Source organism: Curtobacterium sp. SP.BCo, from assembly GCF_051903265.1.
In the GTDB taxonomy this organism is placed as follows: Bacteria; Actinomycetota; Actinomycetes; order Actinomycetales; family Microbacteriaceae; genus Curtobacterium.
In genome coordinates this window covers 2,366,812-2,382,302 of the sequence record NZ_CP194337.1, presented here as the reverse complement: position 1 = coordinate 2,382,302, position 15,491 = coordinate 2,366,812, and the positions used below count along the sequence as shown (strand labels likewise).

Below are 15,491 nucleotides of genomic sequence, written 5' to 3'. Positions count from 1 at the left end.
TGTCCGGTCAGTGCTCGTGACGCGGTTCGCCCTGGGCGTCGTCCGCCCCGTCCGGCTCCCCCGCGCGGACCACGGGGGCGCCCGACTGCTCCCAGGCGACCATGCCGCCGACGAGGTTCACCGCGGGCACGCCCGACTGCTCGAGCGCCGCGACGACCCGGGCGGACCGACCGCCGGAGTGGCACACGACGATCGCCGGCTCGTCCCCGCCGTCGATCTCCTTCCACCGTGCGACCAGCTCGGACATCGGCACGAGCGTGGCCTCGGGAGCGTGGACCTCGTCCCACTCCCCCTGCTCGCGGACGTCGAACAGCCGTGCACCGGCGGCGATACGGCGGCGTGCCTCGGCGACGTCGATGTCCTGGACCTCGGCGGGCATCAGGCCTCCACCGTCGCGTCGACCTCACGCTGGCGCTTGGCGGCCGCGGCCTGCTTCTTCGCGTCGGCCTGCTTGACCTTCGGCTCGTTCTCACGGAGGTGGGCGTACATCGGCGACGCGATGAAGATCGTCGAGTAGGTGCCCACGATGATGCCGATGAACAGCGCGAGGGAGATGTCGCGGAGCGTGCCCGCGCCGAGGACGTACGACCCGATGAAGAGGATCGCCGCGACCGGCAGCAGCGCCACGACCGAGGTGTTGATCGAGCGGACGAGGGTCTGGTTCACCGCGAGGTTGACGGACTGCACGAAGGTGCGGTGGGACTCCTGGCTGGTGTTCTCACGCACCTTGTCGAAGACCACGACGGTGTCGTACAACGAGTACCCGAGGATCGTCAGGAAGCCGATCACCGCCGCCGGCGTGACCTCGAGCCCGACGATGCCGTACACGCCCGCGGTGATGAGCAGGTCGTGCAGGAGCGCGACCATCGCGGACACGGACATCTTCCACGTGCGGAAGTAGACCGCCATGAAGACGGCGGCAAGCGCGAGGAAGATCACCAGGCCGCGGATCGCCTGGGCGAGGACGTCAGCGCCCCAGGTCGCGCCGATGAAGGTCGCGGCGACCTGGCTCTCCGGGACGTCGTACGCCTTCGCCAGGGCGTCCTGCACCTCAGTGGTCTCCCGGTCGGTCAGCTGCCCGGTCTGCACGCGGATGCCGTGCGTGCCGAGCTGCGAGACGCGCGGGATGCCCTCGGGGACGATCGACTCGACCGTCTGCGTCGCCAGGTTCTGGTCGAGGTTCTTGACGTCCGAGAGGGTGAACTCGGACCCGCCGGTGAACTCGATGCCGAGCTGGTACCCGCCACGGAGCCACGGCACCGCGAGCGAGATCACGATCGCGACGACCGCGATGAGGTACCACGTCTTGCGGCGGCCGACGATGTCGTACGAGCGCTTGCCCGTGTACAGGTCGCTGCCGAACTGGCTGAAGCTGGCCATCAGTCGTCCTTCCCGTCCGGCGTGGTGCCGTTCTCGCCGGAGGCCTGCTGGGCCTTCCGCTCCGCGATGGTCTGCCGACGCTGTGCCTCACCGGCGCTGCGCTGGCGCTTGCCGTCGACCACCGGGGCACGGAACTGCGCGCGACCGCGGTACACGGCACCGAGGGCGGACGGATCGAGCCCGCTGAACTTGTGGCCCTCGCCGAAGAAGCGGCTGCGGGCGATGAGCTGCATCATCGGGTGCGTGAACATGATCACCACGACGACGTCGATCAGGGTCGTGAGGAGCAGCGTGAACGCGAAGCCCTTCACGTCACTCACCGCGAGGATGTAGAGCACGATCGCGGCGAGGAAGTTGATCGAGTCCGAGGCGAGGATCGTGCGCAGCGCGCGCCTCCACCCGGACTCGACGGCGCTCTCCAGCCCGCGGCCGTCACGGAGCTCGTCCCTGATGCGTTCGAAGTACACGATGAACGAGTCCGCGGTGATGCCGATCGCGACGATCAACCCCGCGACGCCGGCGAGCGACAGGCGGTAGTCGACGCGCCACGACATGATCGCGATCACCAGGTAGGTCAGCGCAGCGGCGACGCCGAGCGACAGGACCGTGACGAACGCGAGCGCGCGGTACTGGATGACCGAGTAGATGATCACCAGGATGAGGCCGATCAGACCCGCGACGAGGCCGCCGACGAGCTGCGCGGTACCGAGGGTGGCGGAGATGTTCTCGTTCGACTGCACCTGGAAGTTGATCGGCAGGGCGCCGTACTTCAGCTGGTCGGCGAGCGTCTTCGCGGACTCCGCGGTGAACGAGCCGGTGATCTGCGCCTTGCCGTTGGTGATCGCCGAGTTCGTCGTCGGGGCGGTGATGACCGAGCCGTCGAGGACGATGGCGAACTGGTTCTGCGGCTGCTGGAGCGACACGAGGCGGTTCGTGACCGTCCGGAAGTCCTTCGTGCCGGTGCCGTCGAACGTCAGGTTGACGGCCCACTGACCGGTCGACGTGCCCTGCGAGTCCGTCGCCAGGCCCGAGGTGGCGTTGCTGATGTTCGAGCCGGAGACCTCGACCGGGCCGAGGATGTACTTCGCCGCACCGTCCTGGTCGCAGGTGACGAGGGGCTCGTCGTCGGGTGCCGTCGTGACGTTGTCCGGGGCCTTGCAGTCGTAGTTGGTGTAGAGGTCCTGCAGCTTCGGCGTGACCCAGTTCAGGTCACTGGCGTTCGTCGGCTTCGCACTCGGGGTCGCGGCGAGGGACGCCGGCGGGGAGTACGGCGTCGGCGACGCGGTGGAACCCGAACCGTCGCCCACCGAGGAGTTGGTCGCGGCCTCGGTGTAGAGCACCGGGCGGAACGTCAGCTTCGCGGCCGCCTCGATGCGGTCGATCGTCGCCTTGTCCGGCTTGCCCGGGATGGAGACGACGATGTTGTTCGTCCCTTGGGTGTTGATCTGCGACTCCGAGACACCGGTCGCGTTGATGCGCTGACGGATGATGTTGACGGCCTGGCTGAGCTGCTGACTCGTCACCGAGCCGCCCTCGGTGTTCTGTGCCGCGAGGGTCAACTGCGTGCCGCCCTGCAGGTCGAGGGCCAGTTCGGGGACCCAGCTGGCCCCTTCGAACCACTTGCCGCTGTCGTCCTTCGTGGTCCCGGCGAGGACCGATGCCGCGGTGTTCAACCCGGCGAGGACCGCCATCAGGATCACCAACCAGGTGAGCGAGCGGATCGCCTTCTTGACGGGTGTCGATCGTGCCACCGGTCGTCTCGTCTTTCTGTCAGGACCGACGGTGGTCACCGACGGCAGGTGTCGCCGCCGGATCGGTGGACCCGGCGGCCGAGGAGTCAGTCTTCGGTCTTGCGCTTCGTGGCGTCGGCGTCCGTGTCCGTGGACTCGATGCGCTCACCGTAGACCGGCTCGCCGTTGAGCTCGGCGACGGGCTTCGGCTCGTCCTCCGGCGTGGCGGTGGTCTCGATGTCCGAGGCGGTGTCGTCGACGACGCGCGACAGGGTCTGGCGGTGCACGGTGACGACGGTGCCCGGCGCGATCTCGACGTCGGCGGTGACCTTCTCGTCGTCGACCGACAGGAGCGTGCCGTAGAGGCCGAAGGAGAGCATGACCTTCGCGCCCGGCACCATCTTGGTGGCGAGCTCCGACTGCTGCTTCTTGCGCTTCCGGCTGTTGTAGAACATGAAGGCCGCGAACGCCACGACGATGACGATGAGGATGACTTCTTGACCCATGATGCGATGCCTTCTCTGGTTGCTCGGTTTCGGGCCGTAGCAGTCTAGGGCACACGACTGTGCGTGGCATGTCACCCGGACCGCGTCGGCGGTGTCAGTCGGTGTCGTCGTCGAACAGGCCCGGCTGCCCGAGACCGCTCTGGCCCGGGGTCATGCCGAAGTGGCGCCAGGCCTGCGGCGTGGCGATGCGGCCGCGTGGGCTGCGGGTCACGAGGCCGACGCGCACGAGGAACGGCTCGACGACGGACTCGATGGTCTCGGACTCCTCGCCGACGGACACCGCCAGCGTGTTCAGGCCGACCGGTCCCCCGTCGAAGCGCGTCAGCATCGTCTCGACCACGGCCCTGTCCAGCCGGTCGAGTCCGAGTTCGTCGACGTCGTAGAGGTCCAGGGCACCCTGCACCGCCGCCATGCCGTCGGTCGTCCGGTGCACGAGCGCGAAGTCACGCACCCGGCGCAGCAGGCGGTTCGCGATGCGGGGTGTGCCGCGGGACCGTCCGGCGATCTCCCGCAGGGCCGACCGGTCGATGTCGAGCTCGAGGAGGTGCGCGGCGCGGATGAGCACCTGCTCGAGTTCGTCCTTCTCGTAGAACTCGAGGTGCGCGGTGAAGCCGAAGCGGTCGCGCAGGGGATTCGGGAGCAGGCCCGCCCTGGTGGTGGCGCCGACCAGGGTGAACGGTGCGAGGTCGAGCGGGATGCTCGTCGCGCCGGCGCCCTTGCCGACCATCACGTCGATCCGGAAGTCCTCCATCGCCAGGTAGAGCATCTCCTCCGCAGAGCGCGCCATCCGGTGGATCTCGTCGATGAAGAGCACTTCGCCCGGGACGAGCGACGACAGCACCGCCGCCAGGTCCCCGGCGTGCTGGATCGCCGGCCCGCTGGACATCCGCAGCGGACGACCGGACTCGTGCGCCACGATCATCGCGAGGGTGGTCTTGCCGAGACCGGGCGGACCGGCCATCAGGATGTGGTCGGGCGTGCGGTCCTGCAGCGCCGCGGCCTTGAGGAGCAGGTCGAGCTGGCCGCGGACCTTGCGCTGCCCGACGAACTCGTCGAGCGACTTCGGCCGCAGGGCGCCTTCGAAGGCGAGTTCCTCCTGCGACTCCGGACTGGCGGCGGTGATGCCGCTCACCGGGCTGCCCCGGCCGGACGCAGCGCGCCGAGCGCCGCGCGCAGCAGCGCCTGCGTGCCCATCGTCGCGGCACCGGGTTCGGTCGCGATGGTGTCGTCCACCGCGCGCTGTGCCGCGTCCTCTCGCCAGCCGAGGCCGACGAGCGCGGCGACGACGTCGGTCGCGGCCGGGTGGGCCGCTCCCCCGCGGGCGGTCGTGGTGACGGGGGCCTGCTCGAACGCGGCGAGCTTGCCGGAGAGCGCGACGATGATCAGCTTGGCCGTCTTCGGGCCGATGCCGGACACCTTGCGGAACGCGCCGTCGTCGTCGTTCGCGACGGCGTTCGCGACCTGGGCCGGCTCCATGTGGGCGAGCACGCCCATGGCCGACTTCGGGCCGACGCCCGAGACGCTGCGGAGCAGGTCGAACACCTGGAGCGCGTCCGTGGACTCGAAGCCGAACAGCAGGTGCTCGTCCTCGCGCACGATCATCGCCGTGCGGAGGAACACCTCGGACCCGTGGCGCATCGTGAGTGCGTGTGCGGGCGTGACGGTCACCGCGTACCCGACTCCCCCGACCTCGACCACGACGGCCGATCCGGCGACGTCGATGCAGGTGCCCCGGAGACTCGCGATCATGCTCCGAGCCTACGGCCGCCCACCGACGATGCCGGCCTGCCACGCTGCGGTCGCGCCGCGGCGGCGGCCGCACGCGCGAGCGGTGAGTCGGTGGTCCCGCCCTGGGCGTCCCGCCACGCGCGCTGTGCCGGGGTGAGGTTCGTGGTGCGCGAGCCGACCGCGTCGGGCGATCCGAGCCTCCAGGCATGGCACACCGCCAACGCGAGCGCGTCGGCGGCGTCCGCGGGCTTCGGCGCCTCGTCGAGGCCGAGCACCCGCGCGATCATGGTCTGCACCTGCCGCTTGTCGGCGTTGCCGTACCCGGTCACCGCCGCCTTGACCTCGGAGGGGGTGTGCAACCCCACCGGCAGTCCGCGCGCCGCGGCGGCGTGCAGGGCGAGCCCGGCCGCCTGGGCCGTCCCCATCACCGTCCGGACGTTGGCCTGCGCGAACACGCGCTCGACGGCGACCGCGTCGGGGCGGTGCTCGTCGATCTCGGCCGCGATGCCGTCCGCGATGCGCAGGAGCCGCTGTTCGAGGGCCATGTCCGCCGGCGTCCGCACGACCGTGACGTGCACGAGTCGCGCGCGTCGGTTCGGTGCGACCTCGACGATGCCGACGCCGCACCGCGTGAGCCCGGGGTCCACCCCGAGCACGCGCAGCATCGGGCTAGTCCTCGTCCTCGTCGAGCTCGGCCTGGACGTCGGCGGGGATGTCGAAGTTCGAGTAGACGTTCTGGACGTCGTCGCTGTCCTCGAGCGCGTCGATCAGGCGGAACACCTTGCGTGCCGTGTCGGCGTCGACCGGGACCTTGAGGCCGGGGACGAACTCGGCGTCGGCGGAGTCGTAGTCGATGCCGGCGTCCTGCAGCGCGGTGCGGGCCGCGACGAGGTCAGTCGCCTCGGTGATGACCTCGAAGCCGCCGCCCTGGTCGATGACGTCCTCGACGCCGGCGTCGAGGACGGCACCCATCACGGTGTCCTCGTCGAGCCCGTCGGTCTTCGTGACGGAGATGACGCCCTTGCGCGAGAAGTTGTAGGCGACGCTGCCCGGGTCGGCCATGGTGCCGCCGTTGCGCGACATCGCGGTGCGCACCTCGGCCGCGGCGCGGTTCTTGTTGTCCGTCAGACACTCGATGAGCATCGCGACGCCGTTCGGCCCGTAGCCCTCGTACATGATCGTCGTGTACTCGATCGTCTCACCGGTGAGACCGGCACCGCGCTTGATGGCGCGGTCGATGTTGTCGTTCGGGACCGAGGTCTTCTTCGCCTTCTGCACGGCGTCGACCAGGGTCGGGTTGCCGGAGAGGTCGGCGCCGCCCATCTTCGCGGCGACCTCGATGTTCTTGATGAGCTTGGCGAACGACTTGGCACGGCGCTGGTCGATGACCGCCTTCTTGTGCTTGGTCGTTGCCCACTTGGAATGCCCGGACACGGTTCTCCTTGCGTCTTGCGGAAAGTCCCCGTCAGTTTACCGGCCGGGAGGCGCGGGTCGCCCCCGGCGCGCTGGTGGCCTCGCGCGGGCGGTCGCCCGCGCGCTCCTGGGGCGCGCGCTTCGGCGGCGCGCGCTTCGGCGGCGCGCGCTTCGGGGGCGAGTCTCGCGGTCAGCGACGACTCTCGGGCCTCTCGGCGCGAGAACTGTCGCTCACCGCGAGTCTCGCGGCGGCGGCGGGCTGCGTCAGGCCGAGCGGACGAGGTCGAGGAAGCGCCGGTGGAAGCGGTCCTCGCCCGCGACCTCCGGGTGGAACGCACTCGCGATGACGGCGTCCTGCTGCACGGCGACGACCTGACCGTCTGGCAGCGCCCCGAGGACCCGGACGCCGGCACCGTGCTGCTCCACCACGGGGGCACGGATGAACACCGCGTGCACCGGGGCGTCACCGAGCGCCGGCATCGGGATGTCGGTCTCGAAGGAGTCGTTCTGGCTGCCGAACGCGTTCCGCCGCACCGTCGTGTCGAGCACGTCGAGCGTCTGCTGCCCCGGGATGCCGGCGGCGATGCGGGAGGACAGCATGATCATGCCCGCACAGGTGCCGTACGTCGGGAGTCCGCCGCGGATGGCCGCCGACAGCGGCTCGGCGACGCCGAACGACCGGGACAGCTTGTCCATCACGCTCGACTCGCCGCCGGGGATGACGACGCCGTGCAACGTGGCGATCTCCTCCGGCCGACGGAGCGGCACCACGTCGGCGCCGAGCTCGGTCAGCGAGGCGATGTGCTCGCGGAAGTCGCCCTGCAGCGCGAGGACCCCGATGCGGGGCCGGGCGCTCACCAGCCGCGCTCGGCCAGGCGGTGCGGCGCGGGGACGTCGGCGACGTTGATGCCGACCATCGCCTCGCCCAGTCCGCGGGAGACCTCGGCGATGACCTTGGGGTCGTCGTGGAAGGTCACGGCCTTGACGATGGCCGCGGCGCGGGCGGCCGGGTCGCCGGACTTGAAGATGCCCGAGCCGACGAACACGCCGTCGGCGCCGAGCTGCATCATCATCGCGGCGTCGGCCGGGGTGGCGACACCACCGGCGGTGAAGAGCACCACCGGGAGCTTGCCGGTCTGCGCGACCTCCTTGACGACGTCGAACGGCGCCTGCAGCTCCTTCGCGGCGACGTAGAGCTCGTCCTCCTTGAGGTAGCGGAGGGCGGCGATCTCCTTGTTGATCGTCCGGATGTGCTTGGTGGCCTCGGACACGTCGCCGGTGCCGGCCTCGCCCTTGGAGCGGATCATGGCCGCGCCCTCGGTGATGCGGCGGAGCGCCTCGCCCAGGTTGGTGGCACCGCAGACGAAGGGGGTGGTGAAGTTCCACTTGTCGATGTGGTTGACGTAGTCGGCAGGCGACAGCACCTCGGACTCGTCGATGTAGTCGACGCCGAGCTCCTGCAGGACCTGCGCCTCGACGAAGTGGCCGATGCGCGCCTTCGCCATCACCGGGATCGACACGGCCGCGATGATCTCCTCGATCATCGACGGGTCGGACATGCGGGCCACGCCGCCCTGCGCACGGATGTCCGCGGGGACGCGCTCGAGGGCCATGACGGCGGTGGCACCGGCCTCTTCGGCGATGCGGGCCTGCTCGGCGTCGACGACGTCCATGATGACGCCGCCCTTGAGCATCTCCGCGAGGCCGCGCTTGACGCGGTCGGAGCCGGTGATCGAGGTGCCGGGGGTGCTCGGGGTGCTGCTGCTGTCGCTCATGATGCCGACAGTCTAGTGGTCCCCGGGCCAGCCTTCGGCGACGAGGCGGCGGGTCTCGCCGAGCAGCTGCGACATCGACTTCGTCCGCGCGATGATCGGGAAGAAGTTGGCGTCCGACTGCCACCGCGGCACGATGTGCTGGTGCAGGTGGCCGGCGACCCCGGCCCCGGCGACCTCGCCCTGGTTCATGCCGATGTTGAAACCGTCGCAGTGCGACACGGCACGGAGGACACGCATCGCCGTCTGCGTCAGCTCACCGATCTCGCGCAGCTCGTCCGGGGCGGCCTCGTCGTAGAGCGGGACGTGCCGGTACGGGCAGACGAGCAGGTGCCCGTTGTTGTACGGGAACAGGTTGAGCAGCACGTAGGCGTGCTCGCCGCGGGCCACGATCAGGGCGTCCTCGTCGGACTTCTGCGGCGCCTCGCAGAACGGGCAGTCGTCGTCGTGGCCGCGGCCCCGACCTTCGCGGCCGGCGTCGATGTACGCCATCCGGTGCGGGTTCCAGAGCCGCTGGAACGCGTCGGGGACGGCTGCACCGGACGACGCGTCGCGGATGACGAGCGGATCGTCGCCCGACTCGCCGAGGGAGCCGGCGGTGGGCTCGGCCATGGGGCCGGCCACGTCGTCGACGTGACCGGCCCCGGCGTCGGGCCCCGTGCCTCCCGTGCGGTCCATCAGACCTGCGCGCGCTCGCGGATCGCGGTGAGGATGCGCTCGACCGCTTCGTCGACCGGCACGCCGTTGTCCTGGCGGCCGTCGCGGAAGCGGAAGGACACCGCACCGGCGTCCCGGTCGTCGCCACCGGCGATGAGCTGGAACGGCACCTTCTGCTTCGTGTGCGTGCGGATCTTCTTCTGCATGCGGTCGTCCGAGTGGTCGACCTCGGCACGGACACCGTGCGCGCGGAGCTTCGCGACGACCTCGTCCAGGTAGTCGCCGTACTCGGCCGCGACCGGGATCGCGACGACCTGCACCGGGGCGAGCCACGCCGGGAACGCGCCGGCGTAGTGCTCGGTGAGGACGCCGAAGAACCGCTCGATCGAGCCGAACAGCGCGCGGTGGATCATCACGGGGCGCTGCCGGGTGCCGTCCGCCGCCGCGTACTCCAGGCCGAACCGCTCGGGCAGGTTGAAGTCGAGCTGCACGGTCGACATCTGCCAGGTGCGACCGATGGCGTCGCGCGCCTGCACCGAGATCTTCGGGCCGTAGAACGCGGCGCCCGCCGGGTCCGGCACGAGCTCGAGGCCGGATTCCTCGGCGACCTCGCGCAGCGTGTTCGTCGCGACCTCCCAGACCTCGTCGTCGCCGACGTACTTCTCCGGGTCCTTCGTGGAGAGCTCGAGGTAGAAGTCATCGAGGCCGTAGTCGCGCAGCAAGGAGAGCACGAACTGGAGCGTCGTGGTGAGCTCCTCCTTCATCTTCTCCTGCGTGGTGAAGATGTGGGCGTCGTCCTGGGTCATGCCGCGCACGCGGGTGAGCCCGTGGATGACGCCGGACTTCTCGTTGCGGTACACCGTGCCGAACTCGAACATCCGGAGCGGCAGGTCGCGGTAGGACCGGGCCTGCGAGCGGTACGCCAGGATGTGCATCGGGCAGTTCATCGGCTTGAGGTAGTAGTCGGCGCCCTGGCGGGTGACGTTGCCGTCCTCGTCGCGTGCCTCGTCCATGTGCATGGCCGGGAACATGCCGTCCTTGTACCAGCCGAGGTGACCGGACTGCTCGAACAGGTCGCCCTTGGTGATGTGCGGCGTGTAGACGAAGGAGTAGCCCTCCTGCTCGTGCCGGCGGCGCGAGTAGTCCTCCATCTCGCGGCGGATGATGCCGCCCTTCGGGTGGAAGATCGCCAGGCCGGAACCGATCTCGTCCGGGAACGAGAACAGGTCGAGTTCGGCGCCGAGACGACGGTGGTCGCGCTTGGCGGCCTCTTCGAGTCGCTCGAGGTGCGCCTTCAGCAGCTCCTTGTCCGGCCACGCCGTGCCGTAGATGCGCTGCAGCTGCGGGTTCTTCTCGGAGCCGCGCCAGTACGCGGCGGCGACGCGCATGAGCTTCGACGCGTTGCCGATCCAGCGGGTGTGCGGGACGTGCGGTCCGCGGCAGAGGTCCTGCCAGACGACCTCGCCGGACTTCGGGTCGACGTTCTCGTAGACCGTCAGCTCGCCGGCGCCGACCTCGACGCTCTCGCCGGAGTCGCCCTCGTCGGCAGCGCCCTTCAGGCCGATGAGCTCCTGCTTGTACGGCTCCCCCGCCATGCGCTCGCGGGCTTCCTCGTCGGTGACGACGACGCGACGGAAGCGCTGGGCCTGTCGGATGATGCGGTCCATGCCCTTCTCGATCGCCTTGAGGTCCTCCGGCGTGAAGGGCTCGGCGACGTCGAAGTCGTAGTAGTAGCCGTCGGTGACCGGCGGACCGATCCCGAGCTTGGCGTCCGGGTTGATCTGCTGCACGGCCTGCGCGAGCACGTGCGCAGCCGAGTGGCGGAGGATGTCGAGGCCGTCCTGCTCGTCGAGCGTCACCGGCTCGACGACGTCTCCGGCATCGACCGTTGCGGCGAGGTCCTTCAGGACGCCGGACACCCGGATCGCGACCACGCCGCGGACGCCGTCGAAGAGCTCGGTGCCCGTCGTGGTCGTCGTCGCGGTGCGGGGCTCGGGTGCCTGGGGCACGGCGGCGGGCTCGGCGTTCTCCGGCGAAGCGGCGACTGACTCGGTCACGATGATGGGACTCCTCGATCGAATTGGTGCGTCAAGACTAGTGCGCGCGGACGCTCACGCCGGGACGGCGCCGAGGGTCTGCACGGGCAGGCGCGGCTCGAGTCGCTCGCGCCCGGCGAGTCCGTCGAGTTCGAGCAGCGCCGCGAAGCCGATCGCCTCGTACCCGGCGCGCTCCAGCAGCGTGACGGTGGCGGCTGCAGTGCCGCCGGTCGCGAGCACGTCGTCGACGACGAGCACACGGGTGCCGGCCGGCAGCTGCCCCGGGCGGAGTTCGAGCTCCGCCTCGCCGTACTCCAGCGCGTACTGCTCGCTGAGGACCTCGCCGGGGAGCTTGCCCGCCTTCCGGACGGTGAGCACGCCGACCTGGTGCTGGGCGGCGATCCCACCGGCGAGGGCGAAGCCGCGGGCCTCGATCCCGGCGACCGCCGCGAACCCGTCACCGATCGCGAACGGTGCGGCGAGGGCCTCGCACACGCGGCCGAACGCGACCGCGTCGGAGAACACCGGCGTGACGTCGCGGAACAGGATCCCGGGCGTCGGGAAGTCCGGGACGATGGCGGTGAGTCGTTCGACGAGGGCAGCTGCGGTTTCGGTCACCCGACAACGGTACGGGAGGCGCGGGGTGCGCCCGGCACGCGGGCCGTGGCCCCGCGTGGTGCGTGGTGGCTCCGACACGGTGCGAGGTCCCGCGCTCAGTGCGACCCGGGCGGGCGGTCACGGAGCGCGGGACCCCGCACACTGCGGATCCTCGGTGCCGGCTAGTGCCAGAGGTGCATCGCTGCGCTCTGGATGAGCCAGCGGGCCTCTCGGTCGAGCCGCTCGCGTTCGAGGCGCTGACGGGTCTCGAAGTCGACCGACGGACGCACACGGTGGGTGCGTCGGCTCCAGATGATGAGGGTCATCCCGATGCGGAGCGCGATGCGGTCGGAGAGCGACACCCGACGGCGCACCGCACGGGTATCGGGAGGGCGGATGGTGGTCTTCGTGGACAAGGTGGTCCCCTTCAGGGCATGACGGAACTGCCCGGCACACGGGCAGGAGATGAATGCATGAGAATGCAGTCCGCGGACCGCACGAGAATGCGCACGGAGGCGGTGCGGAATTGCTGCCGATACCAGGAGCGTCACACCCACCACCGACATTCATGGCCGCATTCCGAACGCGCGACCGTGGCGCCGGTGAGCGGCGACGGACGAGCGTTCGAGAGGTGCGACCGACCGAGGTGTCAGGCCGTGCCCGGCGAGGTCAACTCAGCGCGGGTGGGCCTGGACGAGGGTGTCGACAGGTGTGGGACGCTCCGTGTCAGCGGACCCGGATCGGGGTGCCGCCGGTCACACGGATTCCACGGAACGGAGTCGTTGCGGTGATCATCATGGTCTGGCCCCCTCTCGGTCTCGTGCTGACGTGGATTGTGCGGCGTGGTGTTCGCCGCCCCCGAACACTATCCACACCTGCATTCCCGACGCAACCCCTTTTCTGCGATTCTTCCGGAATTGCATTCCCGAACAGCAGGACGCCCCCGGCGCCGAACGGCACCGGGGGCGTCCCGAGGGGGTGACTAGACCGCGGCGGGCACCGCGACCGTGGCCGCGAGCACACCGTCGACGACGTCGACCGCGACGGTGTCGCCGTCCGTCACGGCCTCGTCCACCACGAGGTTCGCGATCCGGTCGTCGACCTCGCGCTGGATCAGGCGCCGCAGCGGCCGGGCGCCGTACTCCGGCTCGTAGCCGTGCTCGGCGAGCCAGTCGACCGCCGCGTCCGACACCGACAGCCGCATGCCCTGTGCGAGCAGTCGGAGCGCGGTGTCCTGCAGCAGCAGGGACACGATCGCGTGCAGCTGCGACCGGTCGAGCTTGCGGAACAGCACGATCTCGTCGATGCGGTTGATGAACTCCGGCCGCATCGCCTCGCGCAGCTTGCCCATGACGCGGGCGTGCAGGTCGTCCTCGCGGTACCCGTCGTCGGACCCGACCGCCGAGAAGCCCAGCGCACCGGACCGTGATGCGAGGAACTCCGACCCGATGTTCGACGTCATGATCACCACCGTGTTCCGGAAGTCGACCGTGCGCCCCTGTCCGTCGGTGAGCCGGCCGTCGTCGAGCACCTGCAACAGCAGGTTGAACACGTCCGGGTGCGCCTTCTCGACCTCGTCGAGCAGGATCACCGAGTACGGGTTCCGGCGGACGCGCTCGGTGAGCTGCCCGGCCTCGTCGTAGCCGACGTACCCGGGAGGGGCGCCGACCAGGCGGGACACGGTGTGTCGTTCACCGAACTCGCTCATGTCGAAGCGCAGCATCGCGGACTCGTCGCCGAACAGCGACCCCGCCAGGGCCTTCGCGAGTTCGGTCTTGCCGACGCCCGTCGGGCCGAGGAACAGGAAGCTCCCGACCGGACGACGCGGGTCGCCCATGCCGGTCCGGCTGCGCCGGACCGCGGTCGCGATGGCGCGGACGGCGTCGTCCTGTCCGACGACGCGCTCGTGGAGCTCGTCCTCGAGCGCGGCGAGCCGGGAGCGGTCGCCCCGGGTCAGGCGGGTCGCCGGGATGCCGGTCGCGCGCGCCACCACCTCGGCGATGTCCGCTTCCGTGATCGAGGTGCCCACGGTCTCCGGACGGGAGGCCGGACCGGTGTCCGCCTCGAGGGCGGCGGTGATCCGCGCCTCCAGGCCGTCGATCTCGTCGCGCAGGCGCGACGCCTCCTCGTAGTGCTCCTCGGCCACGGCCGCGTCCTTCGACGCGGTCAGCGTCGCGATCTGCGAACGGAGGGCATCGACGTCGACGTCACCCGACAGGGCGAGTCGACGGCGTGCGCCGGCCTGGTCGACGAGGTCGATGGCCTTGTCGGGGAGGTGCCGGTCGGTCACGTAGCGGTGCGACAGCTCGACGGCGGCGCGGAGGGCGTCCTCGGTGTAGGTCACCCCGTGGTGCTCGGCGTAGCGCGGCGCCAGACCGGTCAGGATCGCGACGGCGTCCTCGACGCTCGGCTCCCCGACGGTGACCGGCTGGAAGCGGCGCTCGAGGGCGGCGTCCTTCTCGATCCGGCGGTACTCGTTGAGCGTGGTCGCGCCGACGAGGTGCAGGTCGCCGCGAGCGAGCCGGGGCTTCAGGATGTTGCCGGCGTCCATCGACCCGCCCTCGCCGCCACCGCCGGCGCCGACGACGGTGTGCAGCTCGTCGACGAACACGATGAGCTCGTCGGCGTGCGCCGCGATCTCCTCCATGGCCGTCGTCAGGCGCTCCTCGAAGTCGCCGCGGTAACGGGTGCCGGAGAGCATGCCGGCGAGGTCGAGCGCGACGACCCGCTTGCCCTGCAGGAGCGAGGGGACGTCGCCCTCCGCGATGCGCTGGGCGAGGCCCTCGACGATCGCGGTCTTGCCGACACCGGGCTCACCGATGAGGACGGGGTTGTTCTTGGTGCGTCGGAGCAGGATCTCGACGGTCTGCTCGATCTCGTCGGCACGGCCGATCACGGGGTCGATGCCGCCCTGCCGGGCACGCTCGGTGAGGTCGGTGCCGAACTGGTCGAGCGTCGGGGTGTCCGACTGCTCCTGCTGCTGGTCGGACTCGGCTGCACCGGGCATCGGGTGCCCCTCCCTGGCCGCGGCGGCGGCCTGTTGTGCGTAGGACTGCATGGCCTGCGGCGTGACGCCGGCGCTGGCGAGGAGCTGCCCGGTCACGGTGTCCTGGTCCATGACGAGCGCGAAGAAGACGTGCTCGGGGTCGGTGTACGTGCTGCCGAACCCTCGTGCGGCCTGGGTGGCCTCGAGCAGGATGCGCTGCGCCGTGCCGGTCAGCGCCGGGCGGCCGTCGAGCTGGTCGCGCTCGTCGCGGGCCATCGGCAGGCGCTGCTCGATCTCCTCGGCGAGCTGCACCGGGTCGACCCCGGCGTGCCGGACGACCGCGGTGAACGGGTCGGTGCGGACGAGCACGTGCAGGATGTGCAGGGCGTCGACCTCGTGCTGGCCCTGCTCGACGGCGTACTCCGCGGTGCGCTGGAGCAGCTCGTGGGTGCGACGACTGAGCAGTCGTGTGATGTCGACCGGGCGTCCCAGCGGTACGGATCGCTGGGCGCCGGTGTCCTGTGCCGCGATGAGGCGCGCGAGGAACTCGTCGAACGAGTCGTTGCCGCCGGTCGGGCCGAACGTTGCTGGCAAAGGGACCTCCTGGGAACTTGAGTGCCTTCGACTCAATGCAACGCAGGAGGAGCCCGGTCATTCCCCGGGTCCGGAGAAAGTTGAGGCGACCG

15 protein-coding genes are annotated in these 15,491 nt (G+C 70.4%); all 15 read right to left on the bottom strand.

Annotated features, from left to right (window positions below):
* Window positions 1-7: 7 nt before the first annotated feature.
* A complete protein-coding gene (locus tag ACRQ4B_RS11390) occupies window positions 8-379 on the bottom strand; it encodes a rhodanese-like domain-containing protein (RefSeq protein ID WP_439691553.1) in 372 nt (123 codons plus the stop codon).
* A complete protein-coding gene (secF, locus tag ACRQ4B_RS11385) occupies window positions 379-1,380 on the bottom strand; it encodes a protein translocase subunit SecF (RefSeq protein ID WP_439691552.1) in 1,002 nt (333 codons plus the stop codon). The genes ACRQ4B_RS11390 and secF overlap by 1 nt, the downstream gene beginning before the upstream one ends.
* Window positions 1,380-3,131, bottom strand: coding sequence for a protein translocase subunit SecD (gene secD / locus ACRQ4B_RS11380; protein WP_439691551.1), 1,752 nt, complete (start codon window positions 3,129-3,131; stop codon window positions 1,380-1,382). Before secD ends, secF begins: the two co-directional genes overlap by 1 nt.
* An 86-nt stretch (window positions 3,132-3,217) precedes the next feature.
* On the bottom strand, window positions 3,218-3,616 hold the full coding sequence (locus tag ACRQ4B_RS11375; protein ID WP_439691550.1) for a preprotein translocase subunit YajC: 399 nt from the start codon (window positions 3,614-3,616) through the stop codon (window positions 3,218-3,220).
* Window positions 3,617-3,710: 94 nt separating this feature from the next.
* Complete coding sequence (gene ruvB, locus ACRQ4B_RS11370) at window positions 3,711-4,748, bottom strand: Holliday junction branch migration DNA helicase RuvB (protein ID WP_439691549.1); 1,038 nt, start codon at window positions 4,746-4,748, stop codon at window positions 3,711-3,713.
* Window positions 4,745-5,365, bottom strand: a complete 621-nt coding sequence (gene ruvA / locus ACRQ4B_RS11365; RefSeq protein ID WP_439691548.1) for a Holliday junction branch migration protein RuvA — start codon at window positions 5,363-5,365, stop codon at window positions 4,745-4,747. The genes ruvB and ruvA overlap by 4 nt, the downstream gene beginning before the upstream one ends.
* A complete protein-coding gene (gene ruvC / locus ACRQ4B_RS11360; RefSeq protein WP_439694382.1) occupies window positions 5,362-6,006 on the bottom strand; it encodes a crossover junction endodeoxyribonuclease RuvC in 645 nt (214 codons plus the stop codon). The genes ruvA and ruvC overlap by 4 nt, the downstream gene beginning before the upstream one ends.
* 7 nt (window positions 6,007-6,013) lie before the next feature.
* Window positions 6,014-6,778: a YebC/PmpR family DNA-binding transcriptional regulator gene (locus ACRQ4B_RS11355; protein ID WP_439691547.1), complete on the bottom strand. Its 765-nt coding sequence runs from the start codon at window positions 6,776-6,778 to the stop codon at window positions 6,014-6,016.
* Between the two features lie 243 nt (window positions 6,779-7,021).
* On the bottom strand, window positions 7,022-7,618 hold the full coding sequence (gene pdxT / locus ACRQ4B_RS11350; protein WP_439694381.1) for a pyridoxal 5'-phosphate synthase glutaminase subunit PdxT: 597 nt from the start codon (window positions 7,616-7,618) through the stop codon (window positions 7,022-7,024).
* On the bottom strand, window positions 7,612-8,532 hold the full coding sequence (gene pdxS, locus ACRQ4B_RS11345; protein WP_097179123.1) for a pyridoxal 5'-phosphate synthase lyase subunit PdxS: 921 nt from the start codon (window positions 8,530-8,532) through the stop codon (window positions 7,612-7,614). The genes pdxT and pdxS overlap by 7 nt, the downstream gene beginning before the upstream one ends.
* Before the next feature lie 12 nt (window positions 8,533-8,544).
* Entirely contained in the window at window positions 8,545-9,141 is a 597-nt protein-coding gene (locus ACRQ4B_RS11340) for an HIT family protein (protein WP_439694380.1), read from the bottom strand.
* 65 nt (window positions 9,142-9,206) lie between these two features.
* Complete coding sequence (gene thrS / locus ACRQ4B_RS11335) at window positions 9,207-11,195, bottom strand: threonine--tRNA ligase (RefSeq protein ID WP_439694379.1); 1,989 nt, start codon at window positions 11,193-11,195, stop codon at window positions 9,207-9,209.
* Window positions 11,196-11,297: 102 nt separating this feature from the next.
* On the bottom strand, window positions 11,298-11,840 hold the full coding sequence (locus ACRQ4B_RS11330; protein WP_175350591.1) for an adenine phosphoribosyltransferase: 543 nt from the start codon (window positions 11,838-11,840) through the stop codon (window positions 11,298-11,300).
* A 161-nt stretch (window positions 11,841-12,001) separates the two neighbouring features.
* A complete protein-coding gene (locus ACRQ4B_RS11325; protein ID WP_439691546.1) occupies window positions 12,002-12,235 on the bottom strand; it encodes a hypothetical protein in 234 nt (77 codons plus the stop codon).
* A 566-nt stretch (window positions 12,236-12,801) separates the two neighbouring features.
* A complete protein-coding gene (locus ACRQ4B_RS11320) occupies window positions 12,802-15,399 on the bottom strand; it encodes an ATP-dependent Clp protease ATP-binding subunit (protein ID WP_439691545.1) in 2,598 nt (865 codons plus the stop codon).
* Between the last annotated feature and the right edge of the window lie 92 nt (window positions 15,400-15,491).

Bases quoted from the DNA above. Each gene is read 5' to 3' on its own strand.
- ACRQ4B_RS11390 (WP_439691553.1), bottom strand. From the start codon at position 379: ATGCCCGCCGAGGTCCAGGACATCGACGTCGCCGAGGCACGCCGCCGT.
- pdxS (WP_097179123.1), bottom strand. From the start codon at position 8,532: ATGAGCGACAGCAGCAGCACCCCGAGCACCCCCGGCACCTCGATCACC.
- ACRQ4B_RS11340 (WP_439694380.1), bottom strand. From the start codon at position 9,141: ATGGCCGAGCCCACCGCCGGCTCCCTCGGCGAGTCGGGCGACGATCCG.
- ruvA (WP_439691548.1), bottom strand. From the start codon at position 5,365: ATGATCGCGAGTCTCCGGGGCACCTGCATCGACGTCGCCGGATCGGCC.
- ACRQ4B_RS11375 (WP_439691550.1), bottom strand. From the start codon at position 3,616: ATGGGTCAAGAAGTCATCCTCATCGTCATCGTCGTGGCGTTCGCGGCC.
- secF (WP_439691552.1), bottom strand. From the start codon at position 1,380: ATGGCCAGCTTCAGCCAGTTCGGCAGCGACCTGTACACGGGCAAGCGC.